This is a genomic window from Streptomyces sp. NPDC046900 (assembly GCF_040644975.1).
In the GTDB taxonomy this organism is placed as follows: Bacteria; Actinomycetota; Actinomycetes; order Streptomycetales; family Streptomycetaceae; genus Streptomyces.
Map to the genome: position 1 here is coordinate 1 of NZ_JBEYXD010000155.1, position 11,081 is coordinate 11,081.

The 11,081-nt window shown below is 70.8% G+C and carries 8 protein-coding genes; 6 read left to right on the plus strand and 2 right to left on the minus strand.

Annotated elements, in window-relative coordinates; translation table 11 throughout:
• Nucleotides 1-152: 152 nt before the first annotated feature.
• From ABZ904_RS48915 to ABZ904_RS48940, 6 genes are all read left to right on the plus strand, one after another.
• Entirely contained in the window at nucleotides 153-1,883 is a 1,731-nt protein-coding gene (locus ABZ904_RS48915; protein ID WP_361830643.1) for a DUF3492 domain-containing protein, read from the plus strand.
• Nucleotides 1,880-3,349: a hypothetical protein gene (locus tag ABZ904_RS48920; RefSeq protein ID WP_361830645.1), complete on the plus strand. Its 1,470-nt coding sequence runs from the start codon at nucleotides 1,880-1,882 to the stop codon at nucleotides 3,347-3,349. Before ABZ904_RS48915 ends, ABZ904_RS48920 begins: the two co-directional genes overlap by 4 nt.
• Nucleotides 3,350-3,536: 187 nt before the next feature.
• Entirely contained in the window at nucleotides 3,537-4,496 is a 960-nt protein-coding gene (locus ABZ904_RS48925; protein ID WP_359396598.1) for an NAD-dependent epimerase/dehydratase family protein, read from the plus strand.
• Nucleotides 4,484-5,233: a spherulation-specific family 4 protein gene (locus ABZ904_RS48930; RefSeq protein WP_359396595.1), complete on the plus strand. Its 750-nt coding sequence runs from the start codon at nucleotides 4,484-4,486 to the stop codon at nucleotides 5,231-5,233. Before ABZ904_RS48925 ends, ABZ904_RS48930 begins: the two co-directional genes overlap by 13 nt.
• 63 nt (nucleotides 5,234-5,296) lie before the next feature.
• Entirely contained in the window at nucleotides 5,297-6,475 is a 1,179-nt protein-coding gene (moeZ, locus tag ABZ904_RS48935) for an adenylyltransferase/sulfurtransferase MoeZ (protein ID WP_359396593.1), read from the plus strand.
• 312 nt (nucleotides 6,476-6,787) lie between these two features.
• A complete protein-coding gene (locus tag ABZ904_RS48940) occupies nucleotides 6,788-7,231 on the plus strand; it encodes an SMI1/KNR4 family protein (protein WP_361005336.1) in 444 nt (147 codons plus the stop codon).
• A 397-nt stretch (nucleotides 7,232-7,628) separates the two neighbouring features.
• On the opposite strand, the gene ABZ904_RS48945 is transcribed toward ABZ904_RS48940, so the two are convergent.
• Together ABZ904_RS48945 and ABZ904_RS48950 are read right to left on the minus strand one after the other, a co-directional pair.
• Nucleotides 7,629-9,173 (minus strand): alpha/beta hydrolase, encoded by a 1,545-nt coding sequence (locus ABZ904_RS48945; protein ID WP_361830648.1) that lies wholly within the window; start codon nucleotides 9,171-9,173, stop codon nucleotides 7,629-7,631.
• Between the two features lie 167 nt (nucleotides 9,174-9,340).
• Nucleotides 9,341-10,903 carry an alpha/beta hydrolase gene (locus tag ABZ904_RS48950; RefSeq protein ID WP_359396586.1) on the minus strand — a complete coding sequence of 521 codons (1,563 nt, stop codon included), beginning with the start codon at nucleotides 10,901-10,903 and terminating at the stop codon, nucleotides 9,341-9,343.
• Nucleotides 10,904-11,081 lie beyond the last annotated feature (178 nt).

The window sequence follows — 11,081 nt, forward strand, 5'->3', positions numbered from 1 at the left end:
CCGCCCCTCTCTTTTTATATCTTCTCCACCTCTTGCGCTCTCGCCACCCACACCCCCCCCCCCCCCCCCACCGGCATATCCGCATACGTTCGTCCCGCTGCGAGCTGCCGGGGCCAACGACGGCTCGAATAGGGGAGATCGGGGGTGCACTCGTGCGGATCGGACTGGTTACGGAGGGTGGCTACCCGTATGTGAGCGGTGACGCCAGGCTCTGGTGCGACCGGCTCGTGCGCGGGCTCGGGCAGCATGAGTTCGACCTCTACGCACTCAGCCGCACAAAGCGGCAGGAGACCGACGGCCGGCTCTCGCTGCCGCCGCAGGTCGTCGGGGTGCGGACGGCGTCGCTGTGGACCACGGAGGATGTCGCGCCCGCTCACGGGCGCCGGGCCCGGCGGCGGTTCGCCGAGGCGTACGGGGAGTTGGCCGCCGCACTCTGCACGGCACCCGAGCCGGGCACACCGCAGAACGCGGCGGAGCCGTTCGGCCATGAGGCGGACCGTTTCGGCAGTGCCCTGTACACGCTCGCCGAACTCGCCCGTGACGAGGGCGGGCTGACCGCCGCCCTGCGTTCCGAGACCGCCCTGCGCGTCCTGGAACAGGCCTGCCGTGCACCGCACGCCCTGCGCGCCGCGCGGACGGTGCGCCTCCCCGACCTGCTCGAGGTCGCCACGCGGATCGAACGCGCCCTGCGCCCCCTCTCGCTCGACTGGTACGAGGACGACGGGCTCGGCGCGGCGGACCTCTGCCACGCCACCACGGGCGGCGCGGCGGCCCTCACCGGACTGCTCGCCGGGCACTTCACGGGCGTTCCGCTGCTGGTCACCGAATACGGCGTACAGCTTCGGCAGCACTACTTGAGGGCGCCGGAGGCGTCGCCGACCGTGCGCGCGCTGCTCGCCCGCTTCCACCGGCGGCTGGCCGCGGAGGTGTACCGGAAGGCGGCCTGCATCACCCCCGGCAACACCCACTCCCGTCGCTGGCAGGAGCGGTGCGGTGCCGACCGGTCCAGGCTGCGCACGGTCTACCCGGGTATGGAGGCGTCCCGTTTCACGGAGGTGGGCGAGTCGGCCGACCGCGCGGACCCCGGCACGCTGGTCTGGGTGGGCCGCATCGAACCCGCCAAGGACCTGATCTCCCTGTTGCACGCCTTCGCGGAGATCCGTAAAGAGGAGCCGCGGGCCCGGCTGCGGATCGTGGGGGCCCCGGCGGACGCCGAGGGCACCGTCCATCTCGGCCACTGCAGGGCGCTCGCCGCGCAGTTGTTCCCCGACGAGGCCGAGGGCGTGCACTCCGTGGGCGACAACCCGGTGTCCTTCGAGGAGATCGGCGGCCCGGAGGTGCCGGACCTGGCGGAGGCCTATGCGGGCGGGGCGGTCGTCGTCCTGTCGAGCGTCGTCGAGGGCTTTCCGATCGGCCTGGTGGAGGCCATGTTCTGCGGCCGTGCGACGGTGTCCACGGACGTGGGCGCGGTCGTCGAGGTCATCGGCGGTACGGGTCTTGTCGTCCCGCCGCGCAACCCGCGGGCACTCGCGGAGGCGTGCCTGGCGCTGCTGCGCGACCCCGAGCGCCGTGAGCGCCTCGGCGCGGCCGCCCGCGCACGCGCCCTGGAGCTGTTCACGGTCGAGCAGAACGTAGCAGCGTTTCACTGCATTTACCTGGATGTCGTCTCCCATGCGCCGGTTCGGCGGGTGGTCGTGGACGACGCCGGTGAACCGCTGCCCTTCGGAGCGCCGGCGGAGTCCTGTCTGCCGGGCCGCTGGACCGAGGTGCGGCGGCCGGGTTCCGGACCGCGCTGGGCGTGGGAGCCGGGCGACGCGACCGCACCCGGAAGCACCACCGGGCACCTCCAGGAACCCGTTCCGGCAGCGGAGGGGGCGCGATGAGCGACGTGGGGGAACTGGACCGACCCGGCACACCCGGCAGCCCCGGCTCCTGGGACGGACGGTCGGAGGAATGGCTGGACGGGGCGTGGGAGGGAGCCACGGGCGAGGAGGGGGAGGCGGAGACGTCCGGGAGCGCGGACGAGGCGGTTGCGGACGGCGGACACCACAGCCGGGCCGACGGCCGGACGGAGTCCGCCACGAAGAGCCCCACTTCGGTGGCTCAGAACACCACTTCGGCGGCCCGGACCCTCGCTTCGTCGGCCCCGTGGGACTCGGACGGCGGATCCCCGGCCGGGGCGGACACGGAGTCCCGCGCGCCGGAGCGTGCGCCCGGGACCCGCGACACCACCAGCCCGGCACCCGCCGGGAGCGCCCTCCGGGCCGGCAGGCCCGCCGGCCGCCGTGCCGGCGCCGACCCGGTCAAGGCACTCATGCACCGGCACCGCGACCTGTGCGAGCGCGCCGTCGACCCGCTGGAGATCGCGGCCGGTCTGGAGGCGCACGGGCTGACCGACCGCGCGGCCGCCCGCTACCGCCACCGGGACGTGTTCTCGCTCGCCGAGGAGATGTACGCGCGCGTGCCACGTGGCGGCGACCGGCCACCGCCACGCACCGGCCCCGGCGAAGCGCCCCGGGAACACCGGGCGTGGGCCGTCCTCGCCCTGCTCCCGGGCGCGCTGTGCACGGCCACGGTCATCGGGTTGCGGTTCACGGAAGGCGGTGTCCGCCTCGCCGTCGCGGCCGGGGGCGCGCTCGCCGTCGTGTTCGGTCTGCGGGCGGCACTCGCTCGCGGCCCCTTGCACGCCCCCGCGCACGCCACCTCCGGCGGCGCACGCGCGGCGACGTACTGGCTCGTCCTCTACGCCCTCCTCGGCGACGGTCTGCTGGGCGCGGCACTGGACGGCGGCCCGCACGGCACCTGGCCCCCGGCCACCGGCCCGGTTCTCGCCCTGATCCTGGCCTGCGGCCCCGCCGCCTGGTGCGCTCGCCTCTTCGCCGTACGCGCCGGCCGACGACTCCGCGCGAGCCGCGGTCTCGCGGAGTTCGCGTCCTCGGTGACCCCGCTGCTTCTCGGCGTCTTCGGTCTCTTCCTGTGTGCCCTCGGCGCTCTGCTCGCACTGTGCGGAGCGTTGCTCGGTGAACCCGCCGCGTACGCCGGAGCCGGCGCGCTGGGCGGCCTCCTCCTGCTCGCCCGGCTGCTGATCGCGCGCGGCTTCGTCCGCGGCCCGGCCTTCGTCCTCGGCACCGCGGCGGTCGTCGAGGCCGCGGCCCTGGCCACGGTCTTCGCCGCCAGGCTCCCGGGCTGCTCGGTCCTGGACGCACCGGTCCGGCACCTGGCCGACGCCTGGGGCGCGGACGCCGTCCCCGCCCTGGTCTGCGCTCCCGCGGCCCTGGCCCTGTTGATCCACGCGATCCGCACCCTGACCCGGGCCTCGGCCCATGTACGGCCGCCCGGTTCACCCTGAGCTCCCGGTTCACGGCACCCCACCTCCGACGCCATGAACCAGGACCGCCGCCCGGGGCCTCGCACCCGGGCCCCCTTCTCCCGCGGGGCCGACACCGCGGGCCCCTCTCATCCCACGGCATCACCCCCGAAGGAGAAAGACAGATGATCACCTCCCGAACCGGAGAGTCCGCCCCGGGAGCCGCCCGATGAGGGTCCTGCTGATCGGAGCCAACGGATACCTCGGCCGGTTCGTCGCCGACCGCCTGCTCGCCGACCCGGCCGTGCAGCTCACCGCGCTCGGCCGCGGCGACGACGCCGATGTACGGTTCGACCTCGCCTCGGGCAGCCCCGGCGCACTGACCCGGTTCCTGGACGCCGTGCACCCCGGGGTCGTCATCAACTGCGCCGGAGCCATCCGCGGCGGTGCCCGCGATCTCACCCGGCACAACACCGTGGCCGTCGCCACCGTCTGCGAGGCCCTGCGCCGCAGCGGCTGCGGGGCCCGCCTGGTGCAGATCGGCTGCGGCGCCGAGTACGGCCCCAGCCAGCCCGGATCCTCCACGGCCGAGGACGCCGTACCGCGTCCCGGTGGCCCGTACGGCGTCAGCAAGCTCGCCGCCACGGAACTGGTCCTCGGTTCGGGGCTCGACGCGGTCGTGCTCCGCGTCTTCTCGCCCGCCGGCCCCGGTACCCCCGCCGGATCGCCGCTGGGCCGGCTCGCCGAGGCCCTGCGCCGCGCCATGCAGTCCGGCGACGGCGAGCTCAAGCTGGGCGGTCTCGGTGTCCAGCGCGACTTCGTGGACGTCCGCGACGTCGCACGCGCGGTCCACGCCGCGTCCCTCTCCGCCGCCCAGGGTGTGATCAACATCGGTTCCGGCCGGGCCGTGCGCCTCCGCGACGCGGCCGCCGTCCTGGCCCGGGTGGCCGGCTACGGCGGCAACCTGCACGAACTCGACGGGCCTCCCGTCCCGGGACGGCCCGCCATCGGCCATCCGCGGCATGACCCGGAGCACGTCGTCCCGGTCGCCTACCCCTACCCGGACGGCTGTGGCAGCTGGCAGCAGGCCGATGTCCGCACCGCCCGCGACCGGCTCGGCTGGCGGCCCCGCATCAACCTCGAGGAGTCCCTGGCCGACATCTGGATGGAGGCGGCATGCCGCATCTGATCAGCACCACCGCGGGCTCCACGAGCACCGGGCTGGGTGTCGGCCTCGGGATCCCCGGCTATGCGCACCCCCTCGTCGCCCCTCTGGAATGGGGCGAGCTCACCCGCCCGGGCACCCCGGTGCACTGGGCCGTCCTCAATGTGAGCGGCGGTCCCGGAACATGCCCGGACCCGCACTGCCTGGAGGCCGCGGGACGGCTGCGCAACGCCGGTGTCCGTGTACTCGGTCACCTCGATGCCACCTACGGCGCCCGCACCTTCGACGAACTGCTCTCCGACGCGCACCGCTATCTCGACTGGTACCGGGTCGACGGCTTCTTCCTGGACCGCTGCCCGACCGAACGTTTCGCCCTCCCCGAGGTCCGCCGCACGGTCATCGCGCTCCGCGCGCTGCTCGCCCCGGGGCACATCGTTCTCGGGCACGGCACCCACCCGTATCCCGGGTACGCCGAGAACGCCGACCAGCTGGTCACGTTCTCCGGCTCCTGGAGCGACTACCGGTGGTCGCAGGTGGCCGAGTGGACCGCCGACTACCCGCCAGAGCGTTTCTGCCACTTCGTGCACGGTGTACCCCGCAGCCACCTGGAGGAGGCGCTGCGGATCGCGCGCTGGCAGGGAGCCGAGACGATCTGGTTCACCGACCGCTCGGACCGGGGCGGCCGCACCGTGCCCTGGGAGGCGATGCCCGGCTACTGGGACGAAATCGTCTCGCGCCTCGGAACGGGTGTCTCGGAATGAAGGAGGGCGTGGCAGTGTTACGGGGAGAACAACCGTAGTGATTGACCGACCAACGGAGTCCCCGTGTCGCTGCCACCCCTGGTTGAGCCGGCTGCCGAGCTCACCGTAGACGAGGTCCGCAGGTACTCCCGCCACCTGATCATCCCTGATGTCGGGATGGACGGGCAGAAGCGGCTGAAGAACGCGAAGGTGCTCTGTGTGGGCGCGGGCGGTCTGGGCTCGCCCGCGCTGATGTACCTGGCCGCGGCCGGCGTGGGAACGCTGGGGATCGTGGAGTTCGACGAGGTCGACGAGTCGAACCTGCAGCGGCAGATCATCCACAGCCAGGCCGACATCGGCCGCTCGAAGGCCGAGTCCGCGCGTGACTCGGTCCAGGGCATCAACCCCTACGTGAACGTGATCCTTCACGAGGAGCGGCTCGAGGCCGACAACGTGATGGACATCTTCAGCCAGTACGACCTGATCGTCGACGGCACGGACAACTTCGCGACCCGCTACCTGGTCAATGACGCCTGCGTGCTGCTGAACAAGCCGTACGTGTGGGGTTCCATCTACCGCTTCGACGGCCAGGCCTCCGTCTTCTGGTCCGAGCACGGCCCCTGCTACCGCTGCCTCTACCCGGAGCCCCCGCCGCCGGGCATGGTCCCGTCCTGCGCCGAGGGCGGCGTCCTCGGTGTGCTGTGCGCGTCCATCGGCTCCATCCAGGTCACCGAGGCGATCAAGGTCCTCACCGGCACGGGCGAGCCGCTGGTCGGCCGACTGATGATCTACGACGCCCTGGAGATGCAGTACCGCCAGGTCAAGGTCCGCAAGGACCCCAACTGCGCGGTCTGCGGCGAGAACCCGACCGTCACCGAGCTCATCGACTACGAGGCCTTCTGCGGCGTCGTCTCCGAGGAGGCCCAGGCCGCGGCCGCCGACTCGACGATCACTCCCAAGCAGCTCAAGGCGTGGATCGACGACGGCGAGAACATCGAGATCATCGACGTCCGTGAGCCGAACGAGTACGAGATCGTCTCCATCCCGGGCGCCCGGCTGATCCCGAAGAACGAGTTCCTCATGGGCTCCGCCCTGGAGGGTCTCCCGCAGGACAAGAAGATCGTCCTGCACTGCAAGACGGGTGTCCGCAGCGCGGAGGTCCTCGCTGTCCTGAAGTCGGCGGGCTTCGCGGACGCGGTCCACGTGGGCGGCGGCGTGATCGGCTGGGTCAACCAGATCGAACCGCACAAGCCGGTCTACTGATCATCGGTCTCGCTGACCAGCGGGACTGAAGAAGCCCACGGCTCTGACCAGTTCAGATGCCGTGGGCTTCTGTCGTTGTCGGCCGGCCTGGGGCGGCCTCGCACGGCCCAGAGACGGCCCCGGGACTGACCGTCCAGGGCCGTCAGCCGACCATTGACGGGCGGCGACTTCTTGGGGTGCCATGTGGGACGGCCCGTTCTACCGAGTGAAGCGTGTTCTCCGTGAGTCGCCGCTGCATGGGACTCGTCGCTGGCACGCGCCACGGTTAGCTCATGGTTGCCTCACCCGAGTAGTCGGTACGATCATCGCCCAATGTGGAAAGAGTTGATCACACGGCACGCTGGTGGAGTCGAGGTCGCGTTCAGCGTTCCGGTCACGGTGGACGCTTTGAGTGAGGCTGCGGAAGCTCTTGGGCACCCGCTTCCGAACGACTTGGTCTCAGTGCTGCGAGAGAGCAACGGCGTCGTTGGCGAGTACGGCTATCACCTGGTGTCGCCGCTTGAAACGATCGTCCAGCGGAACCTGGAACTCCGGAGCTCTTTCTCTGAGCTGTACATGGCCTTCGATCAACTGCTCTTCTTCTCGGACATCCCGGGCAATGGCGACTTGTTCGGGGTAGTGCTTGTACCAGGGCAATTTGAGCAGGTCTTCCTCTGGGATCATGAGACCGACAGCCGCAGGTGGGCAGCCTCTTCCATCGCCGAGTTCGTGGAGCGGTGGCTCAACGGGGTGATTGAGGAGCAACTCGACTGCTAGCCCCGGGGGTCCAGCTCGCGCGCGACTTCGGTTTGGCTGGCCGCACGTGCAGAGCTGAGGTCCCCAGAGGTATTGCGTCTTGGACTGACCCAGCCGTGCGGCCTCGGTCGGCTAGCGCAGCTCCTAGGTCCGGCCCAGGGGCCGTTGCCCTGAGCGAAGGTCGGCACCATCCACCCTTGCTCACCCCGATTTCCCGTCAGGTCCCGACCGTTCTGGATATTCAGCCGCTGCCAGCGGGAACTCCCTGGGCACAGCGGCTTTCACGGTGGTCTGATGCACCTGGCCTCGGCGACTGACTCCAGTGCCTGCAGGTACCGGGCAAACGCCGGTGCTCGGCAGGTTCCTCGTCTGTTGGCGAGGGCTGCGGGTCCTCGCGGGTGCCCGGAGCCCCCCGTCGTCAGGAGCAGACCTTGCCGTCCTTCGGGACCGTTCCGTTCAGCAGGTACGCGTTCACCGTGGAGTCCACGCAGCTGCTGCCGCTCCCGTAGGCGCCGTGTCCCTCGCCCTTCCAGGTGAGCTCGACGCCGACGCCCTCGCCCAGGCCGTCGGCCATCTTCCGGGCGCCCTCGTAGGGCGTTGCCGGGTCCCCGGTGTTGCCCACCAGCAGTACCGGTGCCGCTCCCGGGGCACTGACCTCCGGATGATCGAACTGCCCGGCCACCGGCCAGTCGTGGCACCAGCCGGCGGTGTCCCAGCCCAGGAAGTCACCGAACACGGGCGAGATCTTCTCGAACTCCGGCAGCAGTTCCTTCGTCTCCTGCGGCGTCGGCCGACGTCTGTCGTCGAGGCACGATATGACTCGCTGCGAGTGCGTCGTCGTGCCGTAGTGCCCGGAGGCGTCCCGTTCGTTGTAGTTGTCGGCGAGGCTCAGCAGTGCGGAACCGTCCCCGGCCCGGGCCGACTGGAGCGCGGTGGTGAGCGCGGGCCAGCTCTCCTTGCTGTAGAGCGGCAGCACGATGCCGGTAAGGGCCAGGGACTGGTTGAGTTTGCGGCCGGACGACGTCGGCAGCGGTTTGGCGTCGATCCGCTTCAGCAGGTCCGCGATCTTCCGGGAACCCTGCTTGGGGTCCTGACCCGTCGACTTCAGGTAGTCGTCCAGAGCGCGCTGGAAGCCACGGGTCTGGTTCTTCGCGTGGCCCACGCTGTCGGCGGTCGGGTCCACGACGGCGTCCAGCACCACTCGCCCGACGTTCTTCGGGAACAGATGGGCGTACACCCCGCCCAGTTCGGTGCCGTAGGAGATTCCGAAGTAGTGCAACTTCCGGTCGCCGAGGACCTGTCGCATCAGGTCCATGTCGCGTGCCGTGTCGGTCGTCGAGACGTGCGAGAGCAGCTTCCCGGCGGCCTTGGCGCACCCCTCGCCGAAGGCGGCGGCGTCATCGAAGTAGGCCTTCTCCTCGGCGGCGTCGTCCGGGGTCACGTCGATGCTTTCGGCGGCCTGGATCGACTTGTCGCCGCGGCAGCGTATGCCCTCGCTGGCACCGACCCCGCGCGGGTCCCAGCTCACCAGGTCGTAGCGCTCATGGAGTCTGGCGACCATGCTCCCGTACGACGGCATCATCGAGATGCCGGAGCCTCCGGGGCCGCCGAAGTTGAACACGAGGGAACCGATGCGCTTGCCTCCGGTCGCCTTGGAACGGATCAGCGCCAGACCGATCGTCTCGCCTCCCGGCTTCGCCCAGTCCAGCGGCACCTCGAGCGTCGCGCACTGCCAGTCGCCGCCGGGCGCGGGTGCGGCTTTGCAGCGGCCCCACTCGAGCTTCTGGGAGGTGAGCGAGGAGGGCAGCTCAGAGGAGGCCGTGGGACGTGAGGCCGCCGCGGACGGACGGGATCCGCCCTTCGCATCGTCCGCGCCGGAACCGGAGCCGGTCGCGCCGCTGCCGCAACCGGTCAGCAGTAGCGCGGCTGCGACCGCGGCGGTCCATTGTGCGAAACGTGGCATGTGCACCCCCCTGACGAGCTCCCCGCACGGAGCCGCGGGGAGCAGTCAGGCCATAGTAGGCGGGTCGGGCGGAGCCCATGCCCGCTTGTGGATAACTGTCTGACCTGCGCCTTTGCTCTGCAAGAGGGGCTGGTCGATCTGCTCGTCGGGACGCGGGGCCGGTCCTGCTAGGTGCAGACCGTGCCGGCTGCAGGAACCTTTCCGTCGAGCAGGTAGGCGTTCACGGCGTTCTGTACGCACTTGTTTCCGCTGTCGTAGGAGCCGTGTCCCTGGCCCTTGTACGTCAGCACGACTCCGACTGCCTTGCCCAGTGCCTGCGCCATCCTGTACGCGCCCTCGTACGGAGTGGCCGGGTCACCCGTGTTGCCGATCACCAGCATCGGCGGTGCACCGGGTGCGCTCACGTCCGGGTGGTCGGCGGCGCCGTGCACCGGCCAGTTGGTGCAGCTGAGCATGCCCCAGGCCAGAAACTCCCCGAACACCGGGGACGCGGCCCGGAACAGGGGCAGCTTCGCCTTCACGTCGGCGATGCTGTACCGCTGTCTCGCGTCCGCGCAGTTGATGGCGATGTTCGCGGGGATGAGGTTGCTGTAATGGCCGCTGTCGTCCCGCCCGTTCAGCGCGTCCGACAGCAGCATCAGCACCTTGCCGTCGCCGGCGTACGCCTGCTGCAGGCCTTGGGTGAGGTACGGCCAGAAATCCTTGGAGTACAGGGCCTCGGCGATGCCGTTGAGGGCGGCCGTCTGGGTCAGCTTGCGGGAGCCGACGCCGGGGAGGGGATTGCTGTCGAGGCCTTTCAGCAGTTTGAGGATCCGATTCTGGACGTCCTGCGGCGTCTTGCCGATCGGGCACCCCGTGCTCCGCGAGGTGCAGTCCCGGACGAAGTTGTCGAGCGCGAGCTGGAAGCCCTTGGCCTGACCCAGCGAGCTCTGCTCCGGATTCTCCGTCGGGTCGACGACCGCGTCGAGCACAGCCCGCCCGACCTTATGGGGGAACAGGTGCGCGTAGACGGCGCCCAGTTCGGTGCCGTAGGAGATGCCGAAGTAGTGCAGCTTCGCGTCCCCGAGCACTTGGCGCATCAGGTCGATGTCGCGGGCCGCGTCGGTGGTGCGCACATACGGCAGCACCTTCCCGGAGTGAGCCTCGCAGGCCGCGTTGAACTTCTTGATGCTGTCCAGGTACGACTTCTGCTCGGCCGCGGTGTCGGGTGTCGCGTCCTGCTGGAAGAACGTGTCCAGTTGCGGGTCGTTCTCGCACAGCACGCCCGCGCTGCGGCCGACTCCGCGGGGGTCGAAGCTGACCAGGTCGAAGCGGGTGCGCAGGGCCGCGTAGTCCTGTGCGAAGGCGGGCAGCGCGGCCACCCCGGAACCTCCGGGGCCGCCGAAGTTGAAGATGAGTGATCCGATGCGCTTGCCCGGGCCGCTGGCCGTCACCCGGATCAACGCGAGGTCGATGCTTCCGCTGTTGGGGTTGTTCCAGTTCAGGGGCACTTTCAGGGTGGCGCACTGCCACCGGCCGCCGTTGGGCAGGGGCGCGGGGGCGCTACCGCCGCCCTCCGACTCGGACGGTGCCGGACAGTCCTTCCAGTCCAGCTTCTGGTTCGACCAGTTCAGCGCCGGGCTGGACAGCGCCACACTCGTGGTGGCGTTGGCGCAGCCCGTCAGCAGCGAGGAGACGAGGACGGTGGTGGCGGCCATGGAGATGGCGCGGATCCGATGAGGGTTCGGCATGCTCCCATCGTGGGGCTGGACCACCTGGGACGCTCACGCTGCGAGCCGTGCGGGTGAGTTCGGGCGATGCGGAGGGCGTGGCGCGTTGCGTGCGGCGGGGCACACGCGCGGCCGCGTCAGGCCGTCCTGCGCCGTAGCGTCGCCGCCCCCAGCCCCAGGACCAGGAGGGCGCAGCCCG

Excerpts from the sequence above, each read along its gene's own strand:
- ABZ904_RS48940 (WP_361005336.1), top strand. The coding sequence starts at position 6,788 with ATGTGGAAAGAGTTGATCACACGGCACGCTGGTGGAGTCGAGGTCGCG.
- ABZ904_RS48920 (WP_361830645.1), top strand. The coding sequence starts at position 1,880 with ATGAGCGACGTGGGGGAACTGGACCGACCCGGCACACCCGGCAGCCCC.
- ABZ904_RS48930 (WP_359396595.1), top strand. The coding sequence starts at position 4,484 with ATGCCGCATCTGATCAGCACCACCGCGGGCTCCACGAGCACCGGGCTG.
- ABZ904_RS48945 (WP_361830648.1), bottom strand. The coding sequence starts at position 9,173 with ATGCCACGTTTCGCACAATGGACCGCCGCGGTCGCAGCCGCGCTACTG.
- ABZ904_RS48925 (WP_359396598.1), top strand. The coding sequence starts at position 3,537 with ATGAGGGTCCTGCTGATCGGAGCCAACGGATACCTCGGCCGGTTCGTC.
- ABZ904_RS48950 (WP_359396586.1), bottom strand. The coding sequence starts at position 10,903 with ATGCCGAACCCTCATCGGATCCGCGCCATCTCCATGGCCGCCACCACC.